Annotated in this window: 20 protein-coding genes; 14 read left to right on the forward strand and 6 right to left on the reverse strand. The window is 34.7% G+C overall.

The window, feature by feature from the left end; genetic code table 11:
• Positions 1 to 15: 15 nt before the first annotated feature.
• The gene (locus PL77_RS12085; protein ID WP_044205382.1) at positions 16 to 390 is read right to left on the reverse strand and encodes a response regulator; all 375 of its coding nucleotides are present in this window, start codon (positions 388 to 390) and stop codon (positions 16 to 18) included.
• 232 nt (positions 391 to 622) lie between these two features.
• On the opposite strand from PL77_RS12085, the gene PL77_RS12090 reads away from it, so the two are divergent.
• From PL77_RS12090 to ftsZ, 7 genes are all read left to right on the forward strand, one after another.
• Positions 623 to 1,141 (forward strand): DUF6702 family protein, encoded by a 519-nt coding sequence (locus PL77_RS12090; protein ID WP_156152340.1) that lies wholly within the window; start codon positions 623 to 625, stop codon positions 1,139 to 1,141.
• Between the two features lie 91 nt (positions 1,142 to 1,232).
• Positions 1,233 to 4,163 carry a gliding motility-associated C-terminal domain-containing protein gene (locus tag PL77_RS12095; protein WP_044205385.1) on the forward strand — a complete coding sequence of 977 codons (2,931 nt, stop codon included), beginning with the start codon at positions 1,233 to 1,235 and terminating at the stop codon, positions 4,161 to 4,163.
• Positions 4,164 to 4,444: 281 nt separating this feature from the next.
• Complete coding sequence (gene murG, locus PL77_RS12100; protein WP_044205387.1) at positions 4,445 to 5,557, forward strand: undecaprenyldiphospho-muramoylpentapeptide beta-N-acetylglucosaminyltransferase; 1,113 nt, start codon at positions 4,445 to 4,447, stop codon at positions 5,555 to 5,557.
• A gap of 10 nt (positions 5,558 to 5,567) precedes the next feature.
• Positions 5,568 to 6,938, forward strand: coding sequence for a UDP-N-acetylmuramate--L-alanine ligase (gene murC, locus PL77_RS12105; RefSeq protein WP_044205388.1), 1,371 nt, complete (start codon positions 5,568 to 5,570; stop codon positions 6,936 to 6,938).
• A 6-nt stretch (positions 6,939 to 6,944) separates the two neighbouring features.
• Positions 6,945 to 7,724, forward strand: coding sequence for a cell division protein FtsQ/DivIB (locus PL77_RS12110; protein WP_044205390.1), 780 nt, complete (start codon positions 6,945 to 6,947; stop codon positions 7,722 to 7,724).
• 176 nt (positions 7,725 to 7,900) lie between these two features.
• Positions 7,901 to 9,244, forward strand: a complete 1,344-nt coding sequence (gene ftsA, locus PL77_RS12115) for a cell division protein FtsA (protein WP_044205391.1) — start codon at positions 7,901 to 7,903, stop codon at positions 9,242 to 9,244.
• Positions 9,245 to 9,438: 194 nt separating this feature from the next.
• Complete coding sequence (gene ftsZ / locus PL77_RS12120) at positions 9,439 to 10,872, forward strand: cell division protein FtsZ (protein WP_052444350.1); 1,434 nt, start codon at positions 9,439 to 9,441, stop codon at positions 10,870 to 10,872.
• Between the two features lie 74 nt (positions 10,873 to 10,946).
• On the opposite strand, the gene PL77_RS12125 is transcribed toward ftsZ, so the two are convergent.
• Positions 10,947 to 11,816, reverse strand: coding sequence for a DMT family transporter (locus PL77_RS12125; protein WP_156152341.1), 870 nt, complete (start codon positions 11,814 to 11,816; stop codon positions 10,947 to 10,949).
• Between the two features lie 179 nt (positions 11,817 to 11,995).
• On the opposite strand from PL77_RS12125, the gene PL77_RS12130 reads away from it, so the two are divergent.
• Both PL77_RS12130 and PL77_RS12135 read left to right on the forward strand, forming a co-directional pair.
• On the forward strand, positions 11,996 to 14,428 hold the full coding sequence (locus PL77_RS12130) for a heavy metal translocating P-type ATPase metal-binding domain-containing protein (RefSeq protein ID WP_253273983.1): 2,433 nt from the start codon (positions 11,996 to 11,998) through the stop codon (positions 14,426 to 14,428).
• A gap of 304 nt (positions 14,429 to 14,732) precedes the next feature.
• Positions 14,733 to 15,959, forward strand: a complete 1,227-nt coding sequence (locus tag PL77_RS12135; RefSeq protein WP_172665841.1) for an outer membrane beta-barrel protein — start codon at positions 14,733 to 14,735, stop codon at positions 15,957 to 15,959.
• A 225-nt stretch (positions 15,960 to 16,184) separates the two neighbouring features.
• Here PL77_RS12135 and PL77_RS12140 read toward each other — a convergent pair whose 3' ends face one another.
• Positions 16,185 to 16,871, reverse strand: a complete 687-nt coding sequence (locus tag PL77_RS12140; RefSeq protein ID WP_044205397.1) for a head GIN domain-containing protein — start codon at positions 16,869 to 16,871, stop codon at positions 16,185 to 16,187.
• Positions 16,872 to 17,104: 233 nt separating this feature from the next.
• On the opposite strand from PL77_RS12140, the gene PL77_RS12145 reads away from it, so the two are divergent.
• The gene (locus PL77_RS12145) at positions 17,105 to 18,442 is read left to right on the forward strand and encodes an ATP-dependent 6-phosphofructokinase (RefSeq protein ID WP_044205400.1); all 1,338 of its coding nucleotides are present in this window, start codon (positions 17,105 to 17,107) and stop codon (positions 18,440 to 18,442) included.
• A gap of 520 nt (positions 18,443 to 18,962) precedes the next feature.
• On the opposite strand, the gene PL77_RS12150 is transcribed toward PL77_RS12145, so the two are convergent.
• The gene (locus PL77_RS12150) at positions 18,963 to 20,009 is read right to left on the reverse strand and encodes a cytochrome-c peroxidase (protein WP_044205401.1); all 1,047 of its coding nucleotides are present in this window, start codon (positions 20,007 to 20,009) and stop codon (positions 18,963 to 18,965) included.
• A gap of 272 nt (positions 20,010 to 20,281) precedes the next feature.
• Between PL77_RS12150 and PL77_RS12155 the strand changes: the two genes are divergently transcribed.
• From PL77_RS12155 to PL77_RS12165, 3 genes are read left to right on the forward strand one after another with little or no spacing between them, the layout of a single operon-like run.
• Complete coding sequence (locus PL77_RS12155; protein WP_044205404.1) at positions 20,282 to 21,298, forward strand: sugar phosphate nucleotidyltransferase; 1,017 nt, start codon at positions 20,282 to 20,284, stop codon at positions 21,296 to 21,298.
• Entirely contained in the window at positions 21,282 to 21,851 is a 570-nt protein-coding gene (locus PL77_RS30490) for a bifunctional 2-polyprenyl-6-hydroxyphenol methylase/3-demethylubiquinol 3-O-methyltransferase UbiG (protein ID WP_052444352.1), read from the forward strand. Before PL77_RS12155 ends, PL77_RS30490 begins: the two co-directional genes overlap by 17 nt.
• 6 nt (positions 21,852 to 21,857) lie before the next feature.
• The gene (locus tag PL77_RS12165; protein ID WP_044205406.1) at positions 21,858 to 22,610 is read left to right on the forward strand and encodes an SDR family NAD(P)-dependent oxidoreductase; all 753 of its coding nucleotides are present in this window, start codon (positions 21,858 to 21,860) and stop codon (positions 22,608 to 22,610) included.
• Positions 22,611 to 22,856: 246 nt separating this feature from the next.
• Here PL77_RS12165 and PL77_RS12170 read toward each other — a convergent pair whose 3' ends face one another.
• Positions 22,857 to 23,330 (reverse strand): hypothetical protein, encoded by a 474-nt coding sequence (locus PL77_RS12170; RefSeq protein ID WP_044205408.1) that lies wholly within the window; start codon positions 23,328 to 23,330, stop codon positions 22,857 to 22,859.
• Between the two features lie 177 nt (positions 23,331 to 23,507).
• Positions 23,508 to 23,930: a Fur family transcriptional regulator gene (locus tag PL77_RS12175; RefSeq protein WP_044205410.1), complete on the reverse strand. Its 423-nt coding sequence runs from the start codon at positions 23,928 to 23,930 to the stop codon at positions 23,508 to 23,510.
• A 190-nt stretch (positions 23,931 to 24,120) separates the two neighbouring features.
• On the opposite strand from PL77_RS12175, the gene PL77_RS12180 reads away from it, so the two are divergent.
• Positions 24,121 to 26,523: a TonB-dependent receptor gene (locus PL77_RS12180; RefSeq protein ID WP_044205411.1), complete on the forward strand. Its 2,403-nt coding sequence runs from the start codon at positions 24,121 to 24,123 to the stop codon at positions 26,521 to 26,523.
• The last annotated feature ends 6 nt before the right edge of the window (positions 26,524 to 26,529 follow it).

Raw genomic sequence — 26,529 nt, forward strand, 5'->3', positions numbered from 1 at the left:
GGTAAGTAAGGATTTTTAATTATTTGTGACTTTGTTTACCACATTGACTAGGTTGTCAAAGTTCAATGGTTTTGGTAAATATTCATTGATACCTACTGCTTTGAAATCGTCCATGCTATAGTTTTTAGCATTTCCAGTAATAGCTACGATTGGAACGGCATTTTTTGAATCATCATCTAAAGCTCTAATTTTTTGAGCACATTCCATTCCGTCCATCACAGGCATATTAATATCTAAAAGGATAGCATCGTAATGGTCTTTATTTAGCTTATCTAATACTTGTTGACCGTTTTTAACTGAAATGATTTCGTAATTTTGAAATTGTAAAACTTTTCTAGTGATATTTTGTATTACTGAACTGTCTTCAGCTACTAGTATTTTTTTTCCCATTTGTAAATTATAGTTTCAGATTGATTACAGAAATTTAGACATATATGAGTTGAGTAAATTAGAATTTCTGCTTTAATTGATATTACTAACTTACTTATAAAAATAAAAAAAATATTTAATGAAATTATCAATTGACATTAATAGTCTTAAATAAAATAGAGAAATTCTGAGATTATATTTGTAGAATTATAATTTATCCTTGATTTTAAACATAATCAATTTTCTTTTTCGTATGAATTTTTTAATGATTAAACCTTTTATTGTCCTATTTAGTGTTCTCCTATCGATGGGAGCTAATTTTCATCCAATACATTTAAGTGTTTGTGAGGTAAATTATAACAAAAGTACAAAGGGAGTAGAAATAGCCTTGAAAGTTTTTTTTGATGACTTGGAAGAAGGTGTAATACGCAATGGAGGACCTCAGTTGCATTTATTTACTGATAAAGAAGAAGTTAAAAGTGATGAGTGGATTTTAAAATACCTTCAAGAAAAGCTGCAGCTAAAAATTAATGATAAAGATGTGACATTGCATTGGGTAGGAAAAGAGACCGATGAAAAAAGAGATATTCAGTCACTTTGGATCTATTTAGAAGTCCCTAATGTAAAAAAAGTGAAGGATTTAGAAATAAAAAATACAATACTTTGTGACGTACATCAAGACCAAAGAAATATGTTGCACTTAAAGTGTAATGGCAAAAAAGTAAGTTGGTTGTTTGATATTGAAAAAATATCTGAAACAATTCACTGGTAATCGTTGACAAATCTGCTAATTGATTTGTATATTAAACTAATGAATCAATCATTCAGACTAAACCTATAAATGATACGCATAGCATTTTAATATGAATTTACAAACATATAAGCAGGTCAGTTTTGTACTGATACTATTGTCAATCAGTTTCTTATTTCAGACTCAAGCGCTAGCTACTCATATTAGAGCAGGTGACCTTACGATGAGAAGGGTCAATGAAGTTTCGTTGACTTATGAGGTTACTGTAATTCTTTATAGAGATGTAACAGGAGTTCAGGCAGGTGAAGGTACTATTTCATTTGGAGATGGTACTGATAATGCTATTGTGTCACCTGAGGAATTGGGATTTACACAGGATGGGGAAACTCAGATTATTCGATATAGAGTAAGTCATACATTTCCGTCGTCAGGAAGCTATAAAGTAAGCTACTTTGAAAGAAACCGAAACCCCGGTGTGAGAAATATGGACATTTCATCAGAAACACCTTTCTTTATTCAATCTGAGTTTTTTATCAATCCAGTACTAGGGTTGAATAGTTCTCCTTTCTTACTTATTCCACCTGTTATTAAAGGTGCTGTAGGTCAGAAGTTTGTACACAATGCAGGGGCTTATGATGTGGATGGCGATAGTTTATCTTATCGCTTAACGGTTTGTTTGCAAGGTGAAGATACACCAGTGCAAAATTACCGTTTTCCAGATGATCCAAATGAAGAATGGTCAAGAGAGACTGAGGATTGTGAGGTACCACCCGTTTTCTACATTGACGAAATTACAGGAGACTTGGTATGGAATGCTCCTTTTGTTTTTGGAGAATACAATATCGCATTTTTAGTAGAAGAGTGGAGAGATGGTATTCGTATTGGCGCTGTAAACCGAGATATGCAAGTGATTATTACCGATCCGCTTAACTTAAGACCAGTGATCGAGACACCTCCTGATACCTGTGTGATAGCAGGAACTGAATTGTCTAAGATTATTTTTGCTGAAGATCAAGATACAGAACCATGTTATAATCCTGATTCAACCGTTGAGTGGGGACCTCATCCTATTGATTTTAAAATAGCTCAAAAAGATGTGGATATCTCACCTTACGTAGATATGGGATTTGATGTCAATTATTATGGATTGAATAATAGTAAAGCGGATGGAGCTTTCTCCTGGACACCAACATGTGATGATATTCGATCTGCACCTTATCAAATTACGTTCGAAGCCGTCGATCAAACGTCAGCTGGAAATACAGATTTAGGAACCCTTGAAAATTGGAATGTTCATGTTTTAGGGCCACCACCATTAGGCTTAACTGCTAACCCTCCTACTTCAGATGAATTACAGAGGTATGATAATAAAGTTACCTTAAGTTGGGACCCTTATGAGTGCTCTAATGCGAGAGAAATTTATATCTACAGGAAAGTAGGGTCGTTTGATTATGAACCTTCTTGTGAAACAGGTTTGCCTAACTGGACGGGTTACAAATATGTAGGGCAGGTTGATGCAAGTCAAAATACCTACATTGATAGAAATGTTGAGCAAGGAGTCACTTACTGTTATAGGATTTATGCAGTTTTTCAACCTCCGCAAGGTGGGGAAAGTGTAGCGTCTTCAGAAGCTTGTGCTTTTATTCCTGATTCACAATATATTGTAAATACTGATGTAAATGAGACAGGTTTAGATGATGGGGAAATTTTAGTGAGATGGACTAAGCCATTGGATGTTGCAGACCTTTCGAGTGTACAGTACAATATTTACAGAGCGGATGGTGAAGAAAAAGCTGAAGATAGTGAATACCTAAAATTAAATGGAAGTCCTTTAGGAGTAAATGATACTACTTTTACGGATCGTCTACTTAACAATGTGAGTATCCATTACCATTATAGAATTGAACTTTTAGAAAATGGATCACCTTCAGATACTACTTACATCGCTAATTTTGTGAAATTGAGTGCATCTTCGGGAATTGATTTTGTTGATTTATCATGGGGAGGTACAGTTCCATGGAATTTAACACCTGATTCTGTCGTGTTAGCGAGTGGATTGACTGTGGGTGTTTATCATTACATTTATAGAAAGGTGGAAGGTGATGAGCCAGATTATTCTTTATATGATAGTGTATATGTTAATACAGAAGGATTAAGATATACAGATAATGGTACTGAGCTTGACCCTCTCGATGATCGAAAGTTATATTCTTATTATGTATCAACAGTAGGATCTTATCAGCAACCCATCATTGCCGAACCGTTAATTAATAAGACACAAGAGTTAACAGTTGAATTGTTAGACACGATTCCGCCTTGTCCGCCGATTTTATCATTGGAGAATTATGATGATGGGATGTTATTAAATGACCCTAATGATTGTAATGTTACTCCTTTCAGGGATGGACAAAGAACTTGTGCAAAAGATAGATTTTCTGTAGAACTCACGTGGGATAATCAACTTGGAGATATGTGTGATGAAGATATTGTGAGGTATAATATCTATTTTACTCCAAGAGAAGCTATCAATAAATTAGATTTTGGAGCACCATTGATGACAATTGATCACCCTGCTGACAGAGAGCTTTCAGAGGGATTCTTTTATGATTTACTTAATCGAGAATTTGTATCGGGATCTTATGCGGTTACAGCTTTAGATAATTCTGGAAATGAAAGTGATTTGAGTAATATAATTGTTCAGGATAATTGCCCTTATTATGAATTACCAAATGCTTTTAGCCCGAATGGTGATGGTATCAATGATACATTTATCCCAATGCGTTGCCCACGATTCGTTAAAACTGTAAAGTTCTCCGTGATCAATAGATGGGGATCTGTGATTTATGAATACAACAGTGATGAACATAGTGGTGATATAGAAATCAATTGGGATGGAAAAACAGAGGGAGGAAACCTTTTTGAACCTGGAAATTATTATTATGAAGCTGAATTAACGAATTACAGACTTAATCCAGGAGATGAAGAAGTAAAGATCAAAGGATCTTTTGTAATACTCAGAGGAAAAGATCAAGCCGGTAAATAAAGGACAGGTGTTGTTTTTCATTAAAAGAGCAGTTTCAAACCTACTCATAATCATAAAATAATTCTATTTTTGTGAAAGTATTCTAGTAATAGGATACTTTTACTTTTTTAGAGGGTTGTAAGTGCTCTTAGAATTCAAATAAGAACCTGAAATTATTCTGTTTTACATTTTTTGAAGTACTTATTTTTAGAAAAGGGCTATCGATGTTACAAAACAAGTGAGTAGAAGAATTAGCATTAATGTTATTCCCTAATGATCTTGGTAAACCATAAATAAAACAAATGAAGTTAAAAGTTATCATATCAGGAGGTGGTACTGGCGGTCATATTTACCCTGCTATCGCTATTGCCAACGCAATCAAAGAACAACGTCCAGAAACTGAAATTCTTTTTGTAGGAGCAGAGGGGAGAATGGAGATGGAAAAAGTACCTGAATCTGGTTATGAAATTGTCGGTTTACCAATTGCAGGAATTCAAAGAAGGTTGACACTTGAAAACCTATCATTCCCTTTTAAGTTGATTAAAAGTTTATGGAAAGCCAGTTCAATAATCAGCGATTATAAGCCGAATGTGATTGTAGGAGTTGGAGGCTATGCAAGTGGCCCTATTATGTGGAGAGGACAGTCAAGCAAAATTCCAACCGTAATCCAAGAACAAAATGGTTATGCTGGCTTAACAAATAAAATATTAGGAGGAAGAGCAGAAAAGATTTGTGTGGCTTATCCTGGTATGGAATATTACTTTCCGCAAAAGGTTATTTCTTTTACAGGAAATCCCGTTCGTCAAGATATTATTGAGTTAGAGAGTAAAAAGGAAGAAGGGTATAAAGAGTGGGGTTTTGATCCAACTAAAAAGGTTGCCTTTGTGTTTGGTGGAAGTTTGGGGGCTTTAACTCTGAATGAAAGCATGGCAAAAGGAGTTCAAAGATTATTGGATGAAGGAATTCAAGTGATCTGGCAGACAGGAAAGTATTACTATGAAAAATACCATGCAGAGTTTGGAGACAAAGAAGGCTTGCATGTCGTGTCATTTATTAAAAATATGGCGAACGTATATGCCATTTCTGATATTGTAGTAGCAAGAGCTGGTGCATTATCCATTTCTGAACTTTGTTTAGCGGGTAAACCTTCTATTTTAGTACCATCGCCTAACGTTGCAGAGGACCATCAAACAAAAAATGCAACTGCTTTAGTGAAAGAAGACGCTGCAATACTTGTCAAGGATACTGAAGCGAGAGAGCAATTGATAGACGAGATGTTAGCTTTGATGCAAAACGAAGAGAAGTTACAGTCTTTGAGTAAAGCAATCCTTCAATTAGGAAAGCCTAATGCAGCCAATGATATAGCAAATGCCGTATTAGAGTCTGCTGAGCATCATTATAAAAGAATGAATTAATTTATAGAAAATGTTACCTGCATACATATATTTTTTAGGAGTCGGAGGAATAGGAATGAGTGCTTTGGCACGATGGTTTAATGCTAATTCCTATGAAGTGGAAGGTTATGATAAAACACCTACAGATTTAACAACAAAACTTCAAGAAGAAGGTATTAATATTGTTTTTGATGATAGTAAGGAAGCTTTGTCGAAAAAACTATTATCACTGCCCAAGGAGGATGTTTTAGTGGTATACACACCTGCTATTCCTGCATCACATCAAGGGATGCAATACTTGAAAGAAAATGGTTATACGTTAAAGAAAAGAGCTGAAGTTTTAGGGTTGATCACGAGAGATAGTTTTACTGTAGGTATAGCAGGTACACATGGTAAAACGACAACCTCTTCAATGCTTTCACATATTTTGAAGTCTGCCCAAAAAAATGTCTCAGCGTTTTTAGGCGGTATCAGCACAAATTATGGAACGAATATGTTACTTGGTGATAGTAGTAAATCGGATCATATAGTGGTAGTGGAAGCTGATGAATTTGATCGTTCATTTTTACAACTTTCACCTGATATTATCGGAGTAACAAGTTGTGAAGCAGATCATTTAGATATCTACGGTGACGAGGATGCAGTTTTTGTATCATTCCAAGAGTTCATTAATAAATTACCTGATGATGGACATTTATTTTTGGAGAAAAGTATTCAAAAATTAAAACCTCAAGGCAAAGTAGACCTCACCACATATGGTATTGAAGGAGGTGAGGTTTATGCTGAAAATCTACATGTGGAAAATGGAGCTTTTGTATTTGATGCTCATATAAATACTATTACATTTAAAAATGTAAGCCTTCAAATGCCAGGTTTTCATAATGTGGCGAATGCATTATTAGCCATGTCAATTGCTTTACAAATCGGAATTACATCTGAAGAAGTAAGGGAAGGTATAGAGAGCTATAAAGGTGTGAAAAGACGATTTGAAAAGTGGGTTGATACAGCAGATAAAGTATATATTGATGATTATGCACATCATCCTACAGAGATCACTACTTTTATAAAGTCGATCAAAGCCTTATATCCAGGGGAAAAGACCACGGTAATTTTCCAACCTCACTTATATTCTAGAACAGCTGATTTTGCAGATAACTTTGGAGAAAGTTTATCACTTGCAGATGAAGTTTGGTTATTACCACTTTATCCAGCGAGAGAAAAGTTTGTAGAAGGTGTAAATTCAGAAATGTTGTTAGGTAAAATTCTTCATGACAACAAACGTATTGTTCAAGATGAAGACCTTTTAGATGAGGTAAAGAAATATGATGGTAAAGTTATTGCCACTGTTGGTGCAGGAAATATCGACCGTTTTATAAAAGATATTGCTCAAATTCATAAGTAATAGTTTATGAAAGAAAATAAATCACTATCACAACTCTTCTCTCAAAAGGGAATAGGAAGTATTTTAGTCTTGGTAGGCTTGTTAGTCATTTTTGTACTTTACACAGTCACAAGAAGGAATGTCTACACCACAGATGGGGAGTTGGTAATAAATGTGACAAACTACAATGCTCCTCGTTTTGTAGAAGATACTGAGGTGAAAGATGCCATTACAAAAATGAATTTGGAAAGAAAAGATCTCAATCAAATTTCGATTAAGGAAATTGAGAATTCTTTGAATGCCATTCAATTTGTAAGAAAAGCAGAAGTGTCTCGTGATGTCTCTAATAATTTAATTATTGATATTGAACAGGATAGACCAATTGCTAGAGTGATTACACCTTCGGGTAAATCAACGTATATTAATAAAGAAGGAAAACTAATAGGGCTTTCCAAGAAATATGCAGCAAGAGTGTTGTTAATTACTGGTGATGGTACTGAAAAATTAATGTCGCACAAATATTGGAGTGAGGAAGTATTTGGACAAAATTTATTGTACTTTATCAATAAGCTGAATAATGATCGTTTTTGGAATGCACAGTTGACACAACTTGACTTAAAACGAGATATGACCATAACTGCTTATCCTCAAGTAGGTAAAGAACGTATCGAATTTGGAAAACCATTGGATTTTGATCAAAAACTAGGGAAATTAAAAGTATATTATAATACTATTTTAAGTTCTAAAGGCTGGAATGTATATAAAAAGATTAAGTTGCAGTACAAAGGTCAAATTGTATGTAACTAAGACCATAAAGAGCAAATAAAAGAAACGTTTCAAGCGTACTAACTAATTTCAATTTGAATAATTTGCTTTTTTGGATACATATTAGGAAATTTTGATTTTTTAATAGTTTTCGGATTTAAGATCCTCATTAATAAAACATAAACCCACAAATTACTCATCATAAATTTGTTTAGAGTATGGAAGAAGAAAAGATAATCGTAGGGCTTGATATTGGAACTACAAAGGTGTGTGCTGTAGTTGGCAGAATGAATGAGTACAATCAGTTAGAGATACTCGGATTAGGTCATTCTACTTCAGAAGGTGTGCGTGATGGTACGGTGAGTAATATCGCAAAGACTACAGAGGCGATTGACCAAGCAATTACAGCAGCTGAGCAAGACTCGCAAATTGAGATCAATGTAGTGAATGTGGGTGTTGCGGGAAAGCATATCAAAAGTTTCCGTCAACATGGAAGTATTACTCTTCCACATCAAGAAGACGAAATATCAGTAACAGATGTTGAGCGTTTGACAAACGATATGTATCGTGTAATCACTGAACCTGGAACTGAAATTATACACGTATTGCCACTTCATTATACAGTCGATAGTGAAGAGAAAATCAAAGATCCTGTAGGTATGGCAGGAGTGAAGTTAGAGGCCGATTTTCATATCGTTACAGCCAATTCTAATTCGATACGTAATATCAAAAAATGTATTGAAAGAAGTAATTTGGAATGTGATCAGATGATGTTAGAGCCATTAGCTTCAAGTATGGCCGTTTTGACTGATGAAGAAAAAGAAGCAGGTGTAGCTATCATTGATATTGGAGGTGGTACTACTGATATTGCCATTTTCTATGATGGAATAATCAGGCATACAGCAGTAATTCCTTTCGGTGGAGATATCATTACTTCCGATATCAAACAAGGATGTGCCGTAATGCAGCATCAAGCTGAATTATTGAAAGTAAAGTTTGGTCAATCAATGGCTGTCAACACAAATGACGCTGAGGTGGTTGAAATTCCTGGTATTAATAATAGAACTCCAAAAGAGATTTCTATTAAAAATCTTGCTTATATCATTGAGGCAAGAATGGAGGAAATCATCGACTTGATTCAAGCAGAATTACGAGCATCAGGTTATTTGGATAAATTAGCCGGAGGGTTAGTACTGACAGGTGGAGGATCTAAACTTAAAAATATCCAACATTTGTTTGAATATAAAGTAGGATTAGACACAAGAATTGGTTACCCTACAGCGTTCTTAGGTAAGAGCGACCGTTCTGAGAAAGTAAAAGATCCAAAATTCTCAACTGGATTAGGATTAGCTTTAGCAGGATTTAAAGCATTAGACCAAAGAGAGTTGGAAAGACCAAGAAGTATCTACCAACAAGAAGTGAAAGGTGAAGGGACTTCAGATCAAGTAAAGGTACCTGAAACTTCTGGACCAAGAGGAAAGAACATTTTCTCAGATTTCCTTCAAAAGGCGAAGGATTTATTAATTGATGACTATGACGATACGGAAGATTATAAAGATTAACCAATAAAACTATAAGTTAATTGGATTGTTTTTATTAATTCTGTATTTTCATTGAATAAAATGACCATATTCTACCATAAAAGTGGAATAATGTGTCATTTTTTACGAATAATGCTATTATTTTAGCACTTTGAATTTTTGATATAAATAAACAACCATTTTAGGTGGTTGAATAAATAAATTTTTTAGAATCTATGGCTGATACGAGCTACGAGTTTGATATGACAAGCAACCCTACGGCTAACAAGATCATTAAGGTGGTCGGTGTTGGTGGTGGTGGCGGTAATGCTGTCCGTCACATGTATGAACTTGGAATCCATGATGTAGATTTTTTTGTGGCTAACACAGATAAACAAGCATTGGAATCAAGTCCAGTACCCAACAAAATTCAATTAGGCGTTGAACTTACTGCAGGTTTAGGAGCAGGTGCAAAACCAGAAATTGGTAGAGAATCTGCAATGGAAACAAAAGATGAAATTAAATCATTCTTGTCCAATGGTACAAAAATGGTCTTCATCACTGCTGGTATGGGTGGCGGTACAGGTACAGGAGCTGCTCCTGTAATTGCTGAAATCGCGAGAAGCTTGAACATTCTTACTGTAGGTATCGTAACGATGCCTTTCAGATTTGAAGGTAAACCAAAAGAAAGAAGAGCACTTCAAGGTATTGAAGACTTGAAAGAACACTGTGACACTGTTCTTGTGATTCTAAATGAAAAATTGAAAGAAGTTTACGGACGTTCTTCAATGAGAGAAGCTTTTGCTCAAGCTGATAATGTATTGGCTCGTGCTGCAAAATCAATTGCCGAAATCATTACTGTAGATGCATACATCAATGTTGACTTTGAAGATGTAAACACTGTAATGCGTGATGCTGGTACTGCCGTAATGGGCTCATCAATTGAGTCAGGTGAGGACCGTGCTATCCGTGCGACTGAGGCTGCAATTGCCTCACCATTATTGAACAACACTGACATTACCAACGCTAAATATATCTTACTTAGCCTTGTGGTTAGTGATTACGATAACTTGGATATGAGTGAGTTGGAACAAGTGACAACTTACATCCAAGAAAGAGCTGGAGACGAGGCCGAGGTTATCTTTGGTGTGGCTAAAGATGAATCATTGGGTGATGCAATCAGCGTAACTGTAATTGCTACAGGTTTCGAAGAAGACAAAGAAATCAAAACAAGCGGCGATTTTTTTAGCAAAGGGGAGTCAGGTACACAGAGCACTAGAATAAGTACGCCTATTCCAGTGGCAAAACCTACTTCAGAAGTTAAGGAGGAAAAACCTCCAGTTGTTGAAGAAAAGACAGAAGAGGAAGAAAAACCTCTTGAAGTTGAAGCTTCAGCGGCTCCCCAACCAAAAGAAGAGCCTAAGAAAGTAGTATTTTCTTTAGAGGACGATTATGTTGGGAATGAAGTAACTCCTAAACCTGAAAGTCCTGTAGCTTCAGATGATGTTTCTAAAGAAGCTGAAACTCCACATTTGAGCAGTTACAAAAAATTTGAATCAGTAAAGGATATTTCTAATGAAGATATGAAAGATCTTCGTGATGTCCCTGCTTACATGAGAAGAGGTGTAAAACTAAATCCTCCATCATCAGAACAGGAAGATGCTGAATAAATAGCCTTTTGAAAATAAAAAAAGCCATTGAATTTTACTTTCAATGGCTTTTTTCTTTATAGAGATTTGTGAGTCTATGCAGCTCCTTTTTTATTGAGTCTGTGTTTATAAACTAGATTCAGCAATGTGCCTGAGATAACGAGGAACATACCTATTATAACTTCCATTGTGAAAAATTCACCAAAGAAATACATTCCGTAAAGAGCTCCATAAATAACACTTGTGTAATTCATACTAGAAACGGTCAGTGCATCATCATCAGATTGATAAGCCTTTGTTAAAAGAATTTGACCGATTTGTGATAAAACGCCAATGCTCAATAGGGCACACCATATTTCGATACCTTCAGGCATTACCCAATCAAAATAACTCCATATACCCGTGATGGGAACCGCTACAAATGGAAAGTAAAATACTACTACGACAGGATGTTCTTTTCCTTTTAACTTTCCAATAACTGTATATGCTGCAGCCGATCCAATGGCTCCCAATAAAGCAATCGTTAAAAATACAGGGTCTACTCTTGGGTCAAAACCTTTGATGAAAACGACTCCAACAATACTGATTCCTAAAAATAAAAATTGTAAAGGTTTCAAAGGCTGTTTTAAAAATAGCATCGCAAAGAGTGCAGTAAACAAAGGTGCTAAATTTTGTAATACGACTGCGGTAGCTAAAGGAAGGTTTTGAAAACTTGCAAATACTAAGACTAGAGAGATGGTTCCAAAAAAGCCTCTTAATAAAAGCATTTTCTGATTATTTCCCCAAAGATAAACTCCCGCTTTTTTGAGTGTAATATAACTTAAAACAAGAGAGGTTAATGCCCTGAAGAAAACAACTTCTTGAGGAGGTATTTGTGGAATTGCTTTCACTATCAATTGCATAGTGGTCATTACTAGTGATGCTAATAGCATCTGTTTAACCCCACTTCCAACTTTTATATTCATATAATTTTTTTCTTTTTTCGAAAGGTAGTCCGAATTGAAGCCCAAAAATAATGGATTAGAAAGGCTTGATACCCAATTTTTAGTTTTTATTTGTCAATAGGAGTGATGAATTGATAATTGTCAGTGCTGATTTCAATTTTGCTAACGAAATTTACGCCAATCTATTATTAGACATGAACATGCACTCAAACGAAAATAAAGAAACTTGTTATCACTGTGGAGAAGACTGTACAGATGAAATTATAAAAAATGAGGAAGGGAAATCATTTTGTTGTAATGGATGCCATATGGTTTATGATCTTTTACAGGAAAATAATCTTACAGATTACTACCGTCTAAACAATCAGCCTGGTGTAAAACAAAAAGGAAAATCACAACGTGAAAAATTAGCTTACTTGGATGATGAAACGATCATTAAAAAGCTCATTGATTTTTCTGATGGTAGAATTGCTCGACTCAGTTTTTACCTACCACAAATTCATTGTTCTTCCTGTATTTGGCTACTTGAAAAATTACCTGAACTGAGTGAAGGTATAGCAGAGTCTAAAGTCAATTTCCTTAAGAGAGAAATCTATGTTACATTTTTAGAAGAGAAACTATCCTTACGTGATGTGGTGGAGTTGTTGATCAATCTTGGATATGAACCATTGATCAATCTTGAAGATTTAGAAAAGAACAAAAAAAATAAAGCCAAAAAAGCACAAGAGAAATCCTTTTATATCAAACTTGGTGTTGTAGGCTTTTGCTTTGGTAATATTATGATGCTGAGTTTTCCAGAATATTTGGGAATCACGGTAGAAGATCAGCACTTTATAGAACTGTTTGGTTACTTGAATTTAGTCTTAAGTATTCCCGTTTTCTTCTATGGAGCTAGGGATTACCTGACATCTGCTTGGCATGCACTAAGACACGGAGGAGTGAATATTGATGTGCCAATTTCACTGGGAATTTTTGCATTGTTTTTACGATCAGCTTATGAAATTCTATCCGATACCGGAGCAGGTTACCTTGATTCTTTGGGCGCTTTGATTTTTCTATTACTGATTGGTAAGTGGTTTCAGCAAAAGACTTTTGATAATATTTCATTCGAAAGAGATTATAAATCATATTTTCCTATTGCTATCACAAGGATTGTAAAAGGCATCAAAGAGAATATTCCCCTTTCTAAATTGGAAGTGAATGACACTTTACAAATTAAAAATGGAGAATTAATTCCTGCGGATTCAATATTGAAAAAAGGAGAAGGTAGAATTGATTATAGTTTTGTTACAGGTGAGTCAGTGCCTATTCGCAAAGTATCTGGAGACCTTTTATATGCTGGGGGAAAACAGACGGGAGGTGTTATTGAAATAGAGACAACAAAAGAAGTATCTCAAAGTTATTTGACGCGTCTTTGGAATGAACAGACTTTCCAAGAAGAAGCTATGAAGGATTTATTGCAGTCTAAAACCAATGTTTTAAGTAAGTGGTTTACGATTGCTATTCTAATTATTGCTTCTATTGCAGGAGCCTATTGGTGGTCAGTGGACGGTGCAAACCATGCCGTGAATACCTTTACAGCAGTTTTAATTATTGCATGTCCGTGTGCATTGGCGTTGAATGCACCATTTGCTTTAGGCAATGCTATGCGAATTATGGCTCGTTTCGGTTTGTATACGAAAGATACTATTGCTGTAGAAAAAATGGCAGCTGTCAACCATATTGTTTTTGATAAAACGGGTACGATTACATCAGCTAAAGAACAATCCATTTCATTTGAAGGAGAAGATCTGACAGAAGAACAATTACAATTGGTCTATGCAGTTACTTCTCAATCGACACATCCTGTGAGTAGTCGGATTGCTCAACATTTAAGGCAGTTGGATCAAAAATATAAGGTCGACAATTTTGAAGAAGTGCAAGGGAATGGTATACAAGGTGAGGTAAATGGGCACACTATTAAATTAGGAAAAGCTTCTTTTGTCAATGCTGATCAATCAGGTAAGAAAACATTCCAAACCGTTTCGTATGTTAATATTGATGGGAAAGTGTTTGGTAAATTCTTACTAGCACAGTCTCTTCGTGAAGGTGTTGATGGACTATTATCGTTTCTTCATGAGAGAGGTTATAAAATCTCCTTATTATCAGGTGATAATTCATCAGAGAGAGAAAAGCTTTCAAAATCTTTTCCTGAAGGTACAGAAATGCATTTTGATCAATCTCCAAAAGATAAGATGGATTTTATTCAGGCAAGTCAGACCAAAGGAGAAACTGTATTGATGATTGGTGATGGTTTAAATGATGCAGGGGCTTTAAAACAGTCAGATGTCGGGATTGCTGTCGCTGAAGATGCTCATCAATTCTCTCCAGCTTGTGACGCTATTTTAGCCGCTCAAAAAGTAAATCAACTAAACCGTTATTTATCTTTCTCTAAAAAAGCGATGACGATGGTTTATTTGGGCTTCGTAGTTTCTTTACTGTATAATGTATTAGGATTGTCTTATGCAGTTCAAGGAAACCTATCACCTTTGATCGCTGCTATTTTAATGCCTTTAAGCTCTATTTCAGTAGTGCTATTAGGGACAATTGGTACAACTTGGTTTGGAAAGGTCTTTTTGAAGAAAGGAAATTGAAATAGCGCTTGTATTTTGAAGTTGGTTTCTCAAAGAGAATGTAATACATAACTTGAATTAAGTAGCTGATCATACTTCAAATGCATTTATGCTATAGATAATTTTGAACAGCTACTTATATTTATATATTTGGAGTTTATCATTGGTACTACAACCTTTGGTAAACTCCTTTTTAAAGAAAGCAAAATATTAAAGAACATACCATTTTTTAATTTAAAGAAATAAGTAGGGAATTTTTCTATTCCTAATACTTATGGTTTCATCATTAAGCAGCAAATTATTAATTTTTTTAACTAAAACATCAATGGCAAAATTATTTTATTCGTCGATGATTTCAATCTTATTTACTTTTTCAGCCTTTGCTCAAATTAATTTTGAAAAGGGATATATTATTAACAATGATAATGAAAGGTTAGAGTGTTTCATCAAAAATTTAGAATGGGCACAAAGTCCGAGGAAGATTGAATACAGGTTGTCACAAGATTCAAAGGCAAAATCAGGTTCTCTTGAAGATATAAAGGCTTTTGGGATTGAGGGAGAGTTTAAATATATCAAAGAAACAGTACAAATAGATCATTCAAGTAATAACCTTGCGAATCTAAAAGAAGAAAGAGGTCCTCTTTTTAAAGAAGAAACTGTTTTCTTAAAAGTAATACTTGAAGGGAAGGCATCTTTATACCAATATAAGGATATGGAGCTTTTACGCTTTTTCCTTCATCTAGATGGTAAAGAAATAGAGCCTTTAGTCTACAAAAGGTATAGATCTAAAAATAAGATAGCATATAATTCTTATTTTAAACAACAGCTATACCTTAATTTAAGAACCAATAATATCACCATCGCTGATGTTGAGAATATTGATTATAGCCTCAAAAAGATCAAGCCTGTAATTCAGAAATTTAATGGTGATACACCATTGAATACAAAAGACTATACAACTAAAAAGAAAAAGAACTCTTTCCATTTTACAGCTAAATTGGGTTTGGGTAATAGTGGTCTTTTTATAAAAAATAGTAATAGTAAAAGTGAGGGTATACAATTTGATAATCAAACAAATTTTAGAGTAGGAGGAGATTTTGAATATATTTTACCTTATAACAAAAATAAATGGGGCTTATATATTGCACCGACATATCAAACATATACAGGGGAAAATTATCAAATAACCTCAAGTGCTGTAAGGAGAACTACTACTACTTCAGTAAAATATAACTCCATAGAAATACCATTTGGTGTACGTTATTATTCTTATTTGAATAAAAATCTAAAACTATACTTTGGGGTAGCATATATTTTAGATTATTCGTTTGATTCTGAAATTACTTTTAAAAGAGAAGACTCTTCTAATTTGTACGAACCTTTAACAATAGATTCAAGAGGAAATTTGGCTTTTAGTGTAGGAGTAAAGGTATCAGATAGATTTATCGGTGAGTTAAAGTATTATACAAATAGAAACCTATTAGGCGAATATTTATTCTGGAAAGCAGAGTATAATTCAATAGCATTTACAGTGGGATATACTATTTTTTAAGAAATAGTCCAATTCAAATAAAAAGCCTTCCATCTGTAGTACACAGTTAGAAGGCTTTTTATTTTTCGCATTTTAATAATTATTGACTGAGGAGAAGATAGTTTTCCAAAACCGCTACTGTTCAGTTTATCATCTTAGCGATACATTTGTTACTGATATCCTTGCTTTGTTTATTCTTGATACACTTTCATTTGAGTGTATCAATATGAATTAATTGTTGTGATTTTATTGAATTTGCGAGATATCACCCGATCCAGAAACCTTGATTTTAGTTTTTTCTGGACGACCTTTATATCTGATGTCACCCGATCCAGAAACTCTTGCGTTAATTTCTTCTGTAGCCCAGCAGTCCACATCACCTGAACCACTTACTGAGATGGTAACAATTTTGGATTCCATGTCTTTAGCGTCAATATCAGCAGAACCACTTACTGAAATACTGAAATTGTCTGCCTTACCTTTAAGGTCTAACTCACCCGAACCACTAAGGCTAGCTTTTAATTCATCAACATTTACCTCTCCTGCAAAACTTCCTGATCCGCTACCTGCTAAAGTTAAGTTGTCTGCTAATACTTTTCCTTTACAGACAATATCTGAAGAACCAGAAAAACTTACACTATTGATTTTGTTGTTGTAAGTAATTTCGATGTCTGCTCTTACATTACGAACACCTTTTTTAGGACGAATAGAAAGTTTACCACCAGATACTTCAGTGATCACATCCGAAGGTTTAGTACTCCCATATAAATGTACAACTGCTTCATTTTTTTTACCTGAAATAAGTTTTACATCCATTGAACCACTGATTTTGATTCCTTCAAAAGAACCTAATGAGCGAGTGTCTGTTTCTTGAGCATGAACAAATGATGAAAAAAGAAGTGCGATGCTTAGAATAAATAATTTTGTTTTCATTTTTTATTGTATTTTTGCGACTCATTGTTTGTTATGGATAACAACAATTAACAAATGAATATTGTGTGAAAATAATTGTATATGCCTTAAAGACATAAGAAATTCCTAATGGTTGCATGAATTTATTGTGACGACTGTAAGAGGGTTACTTTTGTCATCCTTTTTTAATAGAAATATACTGTTATTCGTGTTTGAAAAATTGATACATACATTATAATAAATAATACTATCTCATGAACGACTTGAAACAAGAAGACTTTGAGGTCAAAAAGTTAGGCAAAGCCACTTTAGTATCTCCTATTTATAAAAATTACGCAGACGAAGAGATTAGTAACGAATTATTCATCGATGAGTCAAGAAGAATCGTATATGATGCTTCTTTAAGTAGCTATAAAAATAATCTAGAGTCTAGTGAAGAACCAATTTCTTTCTTAAAAGCAGGACCTAGAAAAGATATATATTTCGATCCTTCGAAAACAAAAGCCGCTATCGTTACTTGTGGTGGTTTATGTCCAGGTATCAACAACGTAATCCGTGGTTTGGTAAATGGTTTATATTATAGATATAAAGTAAGAAACATTTGGGGTATTCAATATGGTTACCAAGGATTGATTCCAGAATATGGTCATGAAATGGTAAAATTAACGCCAGATGTTGTAAAAGATATTCACTTATTCGGTGGTACTATCCTTGGTTCTTCAAGAGGACGTCAGGATATTTCTGCTATGGTTGATGCTCTTGAAAGAGAAAACATCAACATCCTTTTCACTATTGGTGGTGATGGTACACTTTCGGGTAACCACGTAATCAATGAAGAAATTGAAAGAAGAGGTTTGAAAATCGTTACTGCAGGTATTCCTAAGACGATTGATAATGATGTAAACTTCATGACGAAGACTTTCGGTTTCGATACAGCATTTACAACAGCAGCAGCAGTAGTAAGAGATGCTCACAACGAAGCTACAGGTGCATACAATGGAGTAGCAATCGTAAAACTAATGGGTAGAGACTCTGGTTTTATTGCAGCGAATGCAGCACTTGCAATGCCAGATGTAAACTTCGTATTAGTACCAGAAAATGAATTCGATTTACACGGTGAGAAAGGTTTCTTAGCAGCGTTGAAAGAAAGAGTATTAGACCGTCATCATGCATTGGTAGTGGTAGCAGAAGGTGCTGGCCAGAACTTATTTGATCATGAAGATGTGAAGAAAGATAAGTCAGGAAACATCAAGCATAAAGACATTGGTGTTCATTTGAAAGACGAAATCAACAAATTCTTTAAGAGCGAAGATATTGAGGCAACTGTAAAATACATTGACCCTTCATATATCATCCGTTCTGAGGTGGCAATCCCTGCTGATAGTGTATTCTGTAACGACTTAGCTTTAAATGCCGTTCACGGTGCAATGGCTGGTTTAACAGATTTCGTAGTAGGTCGTTGGCATAACCAATTTACTTACCTTCCAATTCCAGCGGCTACAGCATCAAGAAAGAAAATTGATGTAAATGGTCCATTATGGTGGGCAGTATTGGAGACTACTGGTCAACCATTAAAAATGAGAGATGAGTAATATATCTTTAGATATTGAAAATAAAAGAAAGGTGTCAGCAATGACGCCTTTTTTTATTGAGAAAATTTTCTTCTTTATTACTCTGTAAATTGAATTATTGTCAACAATCAATTGGGATTACTGTTAGCTTTCATTATCATACTTTCAATCTTCTTTCTTCTTCATTTTTCCATTGATGAAAAACGAAGCAAAAAATCTAGGCTCAGAAGTCAAAAGCTAAATTCCATTCCTTTCGCCTAAATGATTTTAAACTCGCTCTGCTCAAACAAGAAAATCATTTTTAACGGCTCATTCCATGAAATTCTTAACGCTTTTCCCTTCAATGCCGGAGAATTACTACTAAACTAATTGGGTAAAGCTTACTAGAGCGCATGTTATGCGTTAGAGTCGTTCGTGTTTTACAGGTAATCAGAAATTTCTTGATTTCTAAATACTGAAAATTTAGTTTTTGCTTAGATTGCCTTATATAAAAAAAGAGCACCGATTAAGTGCTCTTCAAATAAATAGTACAATGCTTTTGTTATGGTAATGTAGGTGCTTGTGAAACTTCCTCTGGAATTTTAGAAGTTAACGTTCCTAAGAATGCCGAAATGTTAGAAGCTTGCTCATCAGTAATCTCAACATTTGACTGAAGTTTAGCCATAATTTTTACAGCATCTTCCAGTTTTTCTACAGAACCATCATGGAAGTAAGGAGCAGTTTTAGCGATATTTCTCAACGTAGGAACTTTGAAATGGTATTTATCATTTTCCTGACCTGTTACTTCTTTTCTTCCCTCGTCTTGCTTTTTAGAACCTGTCATTTCCCAGTAGTTGCCATATACACCAAACTTTTGGTACATATTTCCACCTAGCATATTTCCTGAGTGACAAGTAACACATCCTGCCTCTTGGAAGTCTCTTAAGCCTTGTGCCTCTTTTGCAGTCAACAAGTAAGAGTTACTTTCTTGAGCAAGGAATCTGTCAAATCGTGAAGGGAACAATAAAGTTCTTTCAAAAGAACCAATTGCATTACCTACATTTTTATAAGTAAGGGGTTGTTTTTCGTTAGGGAATGCCTCTTTGAATAATTTTACGTATTCCGCAACCTCGCTCAAACGGTTAATCACTTCTTTCTCATTTGGCATTGCGTGCTCAATTGGATTCAAGATTGGCCCGATAGCTTGTTCTTCTACATCTTTCGCTCTACCATCCCAGAACTGTACAAATTGCAAAGCTGAGTTGATTACTGTAGGGGAGTTTCTATCGCCAAATTCACCTGTGTCACCTGGTGAAGTGGCTTTATTGTCCACCCCGAAAGTGGCTAAATCGTGGCAAGAATTACAGCTGATATTACCGTCTTTTGATAAACGAGTATCAAAGTACAACATCTTACCTAACTGGATTTTTGATTCGTTGGATGGATTTTCTTCATTGATCGCTTCAGTTGGTAGAACACCAAACATAGAAGACGCAATTTTCCATTCTTCTGCAGTAGCTTTTTCAAGTTTTTGCTCAGTTTTTTTATTTCCTTCTGAACAAGAAGTTAAAACTGCAGTTAGTGATAGAAAGTAAAGTACTTTTCTCATTTTTAGTTTTAGTTAAAATGTAAATTTGGAATAAAAGGTATCGATACTATTTATTTTTGAATTGGATATTTATTCTGATTTTAGCAACGCTTAGTATTAGCTACCACAAAGTTAGTTGATAACTGTTTTCTAAAATACTTTTTATGTGAACAACATTAAAATCGGTATAAATTCTATTTTTTAGAGGAATGCTATCGCAAAAAATAATAGATAGTAATAATAATTTTGTTTGAGTACTTATATTTGATATATATAGGAACAAGATAATCAAAATGAAAGTATTAATACCAGTTGCAGGACGAGGTTCTAACTTACGTCCTTTGACCAATACTCAACCGAAGGCGTTATTGCCTGTGGCAGGGAAACCCGTTATAGCTCATATTATAGATATATTTATAGATGCAGGTTTTGATGATTTCATCATCGTCATAGGTTATATGGGTACACGTATTGAATCCTTTATTTTAGAAAATTATAAAGACACTAAAATCAATTTTGAATTTGTAGTACAAATACCAAGAGAAGGATCAGCACATGCCGTTTATGTTGCTAAAAACTTCTTCGAGGAGGAAAAAGAACTAATGGTGTGTTTAGGTGATTCTATTGTGAATTTGGATATCAAACAAATGTTGGAGAACCCCAATTCTGTGGTAGGGTACCAAAAGGTAGATAATCCTGGTCAAGTTGGCGTTGCAGAATTGGATACAGATGGAAAGGTGAAACGATTTGTAGAGCGTCCGGTTATTCCTAAGTCGAATTTAGGATTAGTGGGTATTTATAAAATAGTGGATATTCCTGCTTTTATTGAAGGTTTGGAATATGTAATTGATAATAATATTACATCTCAAAATGAAATCGTAATTACAGGTGCTATTCAAAAAATGGTCGCAGAAGGCTGTAATTTTGAGGTGCAAGAAGTTGAAAACTGGTACGATTGCGGAGCTAGAAACTCACTTTTAGAAGCCAATGCAACGCTATTAGGAAGACCTGGTTTTCAATTGACAACTACTGATGATATAAAATGTGAGAATTCAATTATTATTAAGCCTGTAAAAATTGGGAAAAATACTGTAGTCAAAAATGCGATCATCGGACCGAATGTAGTGATTGGTGAAGAGGCAATTATAGAAAATTGCATCATAGAAAATTCAATTATTGGAGCATTTACAGATTTAAAAGATTTATTGTTGAAAAACTCTCTTGTAGGTCATGATTCAACATTAAAAGGTATAGCTCAAAGTTTAAATTTAGGAGATCATACGGAAATCAATTTTGGAAACAAGGTCTAAAGCGGAAGAATGGGATGCTTTTTACCGGTCCCAAGGTGCATTTGGAGCACCCTATCCTGAATTAGTCGATTTCTTAAAACAAATTCAACCAAAGAAGAGTTTGTTAGACTTGGGAGCAGGGCAGGGGAGAGATGCTATTACAGCTCAACAGTTAGGTTTTGAAGTAACTGCAGTAGATATCTCTAAAGAAGGCATACAGCAAATTCAAGCAAATGGAATTAGAGGCATTGTTGATGATATTTTTAATTATACATTAGATCAAAATTATCAAGTTATATTACTTGATGCAGTGATTCATTGTCAACCTGAAGATCAGGAAGAGGAAAAAAAGCTATTTAAAGCTATTGAAGAACATTTGCATCAAGAAGGCTACCTTCTATTACTTACCCATCAATGGGATATGAGAGAAGAGTACCTCAAAGACCTTTTTGCAAAGCATTATCCCACATTACAGTTACAATTCAACAATTATATCGAACATATATTCACACCTCCTCAAACGGAGGAAGAAAGCATTATGGAGCTATCGTTTATGTGCTTTCAAAAAACATAAAAATTAATGAAAAAGACAGCATTAGTCACTGGAGCAACTTCAGGAATAGGTAAAGCAACCGCAGAGTTATTTGCTGAAAATGGTATCAATTTGATCATTTGTGGTAGAAGAGAAGAGCGTTTGTTGGAGCTGAAAAAACAGTTAGAAGAAAAAGTAGATGTGCATACACTTACTTTTGATGTAAGAGATAAAGAAAGTGTTTTTTCACAGATTGCCTCATTACCAACACCTTTTCAGAAAGTAGATATCCTAATAAACAATGCAGGTAATGCTCACGGTCTTTCTCCCATTCATGAAGGCGATGTTGATGATTGGGATGCTATGATTGATATTAATGTCAAAGGATTACTCTATGTTTCGAAAGCCATTATTGAGCAGATGAAAGATAGAAAAGAAGGACATATCATTAATATTGGTTCTATTGCCGGAAAAGATGTTTACCCCAATGGTAACGTTTATAATGCATCGAAATTTGCCGTCAATGCACTTAATGAAGCAATGCGTTATGATCTGAATGAGTTTGGGATTCGTGTTGGAGCTGTTCATCCAGGTCTAGTACACACAGAGTTTTCTGAGGTGAGATTTAAAGGAGATAAAGAAAAAGCAGAAGGAGTTTACCAAGGTTATGATCCACTTTATGCTGAAGACATAGCAGATATCATTTACTTTATGGTCTCAAGAAAGAGACATGTCAATATTGCTGATTTAGTGGTGTACCCAACAGCACAAGCATCAGCAACTATTGTGAATAAGAAATAGAACATTATAAATTAAGGTCTCGTAATCTCAAACGAGGCCTTTTTTATTGGATATGGGAATCTAGGGAGGTTAAAGTTTGTAGTTGAAGATTGTTTTACCTGTAGTATGTTAGGAGCCCTTGCTTTGATGTGTAGTAGAGAAGGGGGAGAATAAAAAAGTAGTAGTTTCATTGTTTTAAAACTACTACTTACATGATTTACAGTTTTAGTCCTCGTTAATAAAATTTAGGAACTGATCGCTTTAACGTTATGCTGTTGGTGCAGGATCATAAGGAAATGATGAGTGGTGTAAGTCAATCTTTAATTCACCCTCAACAATCTTATAACCAAAAGTGTATTCTACTTTTGCCTCATTTCCATTAAGATCAGTAAAGAAATAGTTACCCATTGCAATAGCACGATTTTCTTCCAAAATAATATCAGAATTTTCAAACCGTACATTTGTCCAAGGATTAATAGCAAAACCTTTATCCTCAAGTGAAGCACGATTTTGTCCTGCAATAAAATAAGAAAGAGCCTCTACTTTGGTGGGTCTGAATTGTTCTTTTGCACATTTTGTGGGTTTGAATAATACAGGACCAGTTTGAAATGAGTAAAGGCTATCCAAGAAATCATTAGCAAAGGCTTCACATTCAGGTCTGTTTTCTTTTAGGGATCCGATTTTTACGACTCCAGCACCCCATTTTTTTTGAGCATTAACGACTTGTTCTTGACTTATCATATTGTTAATAAATTGATTATATACAAATTATGACCTATATCAAATATAATAATTAATGCGACAATGTCGCATTAAAAGAGTTTAAATAACGATTTAGTAACAATATTTTTGGTGTAAATTGTGTGATTGGAATTTAAAATATAATTTAATCGAGAGAAGTAAATAAGTCTTGATTTTTTAATAACGAGAACATTCTGAGCACTCTCCTTCTAATATTAGTTTAACACTACTGATTTTAAAGCCTTGTGCATTTTGGACATTTGGAATTTGAATGTCGTCCATACAAAATGTCTTCTTACAAGTATTGCAGATAAAGTGTGCATGATTGTGATGGGTATTCTCACATTTGTTTTTCGTTAAGGCATACCTAGAAACATTGTTGATATCCGGAACTTTGTGTATAATTCCTTTTTCCATAAAAGTATCTAATGCTCTGTAAATTGTTACTTTATCGGGCATACATTCTATTGCCTCTTTAATATCTCTGTGGGATAATCCATGTTTATTTTTATAGAATAATTCTAGTAACTCAATTCTGAAATTTGTCTTCCTTATACCATTGTTGGAGAGGAGTTCTAATATCTTCTGTTCGGTTTTCATGCACCAAAGATAAAATAAATTAAAAAAAATAAACACAACATTGTTGCGTTTATGGGAATGATTTTTCTATTTTTGCAACATAGTCGCATTTACAGTGAATTTGGATTAATTAAAAATTAGAGATTTATAGTTAACCTATTTTTATTCCTTTGATGTTGCTCCTTTCATAACAAACTAATTTTCATAACGCATGTACAAAATTCTTTTTCTATTCATACCATTTATCATATCACTGAGTCTTCATGCTCAAGAGGCAAGTAATTGTGGTTATGAATTGAAAGGCATTGTACTTGATGCAGAAACAAAAGAGGCATTACCATTTGCATTAGTGAGTATAAAAGGAACAACACAAAAGGTATTAACCAATATTGAGGGAGAATTTCAATTGGGAGATTTGTGTAATGCAACTAACTGTTTGATCATTTCTTGTAACGGCTATTGCAAAACGACATGTGATGCTTCTTGTAAAGTACATCAAACGAAAGAAGAGAGATCGGTGATTTATCTCAAACCCGATGTGGTATCGTTGGATGAAGTGACGGTTTCAGAGGTAAATGATATTCATGGGACCTTGACGGTTGCTCAAGATTTAGTGGATGGAGAAATGTTACAAATTGATCCAACTCAATCCTTAGCCAATGCACTATCTAATGTAGAAGGCGTCACATTTACATCAACAGGAAGTAATATACAGCTTCCCGTAATTCACGGCCTTTATGGCAATCGAGTTTTATTATTGAATAATGGATTTAAACACGGTTTTCAAAATTGGGGATCGGAACATGCTCCAGAAATTGATATTGCATCAGCCAATAAAGTTACTGTAATCAAGGGAGCTTCAGGAGTACGATACGGACCTGAAGCTTTAGGTGGAGCAATTATAGTAGAGGGAAACCCTTTGAATTTTAATCAATCACTTAGTGCAAAAGTAGGAACGGGGTATCAAACTAATGGAAAAGGCTACTTTGCAAATACTGAAGTGAGTCAAGGCTTTGAAAACATAAGCTACCATGTTGGTGGTGGTTATACTCGAATTGGAGATCGACATGCTCCGGATTATTCCCTCACCAATACAGGCAAAGAAGAAAAAGCATTTAATGCTGGTGTCAAATATAAATTGAAAGATTTTGACTTCAAGCTCTATTATAGTTTTGTAGATCAGAATTTAGGAATCTTAAGAGCTTCAATTACAGGAAATGCTGATGATTTTGAAAGAGCGATTGGTGCTGATAGGCCATTGATTATTAAGCCTTTCTCATATGATATCAATGAACCAAATCAAATGATTCAGCACCACTTAACAACGGCAGAAGTCAATTGGTGGTATTCAGAGGAGGAAAAGCTAACCTTTAGAGTAGGTAGACAGCTCAATCATCGTGAGGAGTATGATGTTCGTAGAAATTCTTATAAGCCCATCATGAACTTGGACCTCACGACTACTGATTATCAATTGGAGTGGATGCATAAGAAGTGGTTTCAATTGGAAGGTATTATGGGGCTTCAGTTTTTTACTCAAGATAATGATAACCTTCCAGGAACAGATACTACACCTTTTATTCCTAATTATAATACGTACCGTTTTAGTGGCTTCATTATAGAAAGCTTAACGAAAGGGAAGAATACCTTTGAGATGGGCCTTAGAATGGATTATGAAAACAATAATGTAAGAGGGTATGATATCTATAAAAATGTCTTCAGGGACGATTATACTTTTGTAAACCTCACTACCTCTTTGGGTTTTGTACGTCAACTTTCTGATAATGCTACTTACAGAACAAACTTTGGGACAGCTTGGCGAACACCAAATGTAGAAGAACTATTTGCTTTTGGCCAGCACGGATTTAAGTATTCTTTCGGAATGCTCCGTTATTATCTAAACGAGGAAGGCGATTATAAATCAGATAAAGTAACTCCTTTAAGTGAAAGTGATGTAAAACCTGAGAGAGGTTTTAAATGGATCAATGAGTGGAATATAAATAAGAATACCAACGACTTCACAATTACAGCTTATACAAATTATATTGAAAATTTTGTCTATGAGCGTCCTTACGGTCCTGTAGGTACAGTTAGGGGGCCAATGCCTGGATTTTTCTTCGACCAATCTAATGCTTTATTTATTGGAGGAGACTTCACATGGCAGAAAAAATGGTCGCAAGTTTTAGACGGTTCTTTAGGATTGAGTTATCTATGGTCGTGGAATATTGAAAAGGATGAGCCGTTGATCAACCAATCTCCTATCAGAGCGAGTTATAACCTAAAGTGGTCTATCCAACCTTTCTGGATTATCGAGTCTGCGTATTTATCAGTAGAACCAAGCTATACTTTCCAACAGTTCCAAGCCCCAAGAACTTTGGAGGAAGATGAAATAGTAACACCGGAGTCTGAGATTTTTGATTTTACACCTGCGCCAGAAGGCTATTTTCTTTTAGATACTTCATTTGGGTTTAAGGTGAAACAATTCTCAGCAAATCTCTCTGTAAACAATGTATTGAATACGAGTTATCGAAACTACCTTAATCAACTGAGGTATTTCGCTGACGACATGGGAAGAAATTTCCTCTTCTCTCTCAATTATAATTTTAACGCTAAATAGTAAACA

The organism is Flammeovirga sp. OC4 (assembly GCF_000812565.1).
Lineage (GTDB): Bacteria > Bacteroidota > Bacteroidia > Cytophagales > Flammeovirgaceae > Flammeovirga.